The sequence below is a fragment of the Mycobacterium sp. 1482292.6 genome (assembly GCF_001672995.1).
Taxonomy (GTDB): domain Bacteria; phylum Actinomycetota; class Actinomycetes; order Mycobacteriales; family Mycobacteriaceae; genus Mycobacterium; species Mycobacterium europaeum_A.
On sequence record NZ_LZKV01000238.1, the window covers coordinates 1 to 573 of the forward strand.

The following is a 573-nucleotide window of genomic DNA, read 5'->3' on the forward strand; positions in this document are numbered from 1 at the left end:
TTCGACCGCGACCGCACCGGATTCGTCTTCGGCGAGGCCGGCGCGCTGATGGTCATCGAAACCGAAGAACACGCCAAGGCCCGCGGCGCCAACATCCTGGCCCGCATCATGGGCGCCAGCATCACCTCCGACGGCTACCACATGGTCGCCCCGGACCCCAACGGCGAACGCGCCGGCCACGCCATGAGCCGCGCCATCCAACTCGCCGGCCTGAGCCCGTCCGACATCGGCCACGTCAACGCCCACGCCACCGGCACCTCCGTCGGAGACGTCGCCGAAGCCAAGGCCATCAACAACGCCCTGGGCCCCCACGGCGGCAACGCCGCCGTCTACGCCCCCAAAGCCGCCCTGGGCCACTCGGTGGGCGCGGTCGGCGCCGTGGAATCCATCCTGACCGTGCTCGCCCTGCGCGACCAGGTCGTCCCACCCACACTCAACCTGGAAAACCTCGACCCCGAAATCGACCTGGACGTCGTGGCCGGCAAACCCCGCCCCGGCAACTACGAGTACGCCATCAACAACTCGTTCGGCTTCGGCGGACACAACGTGGCCATCGCCTTCGGGCGGTACTGA

At 69.1% G+C, this 573-nt stretch carries 1 pseudogene; it reads left to right on the top strand.

Annotated features, from left to right (window positions below):
* Window positions 1–573 (top strand): annotated as a pseudogene (kasB, locus tag A5624_RS24050) (3-oxoacyl-ACP synthase KasB); the annotation flags it as partial.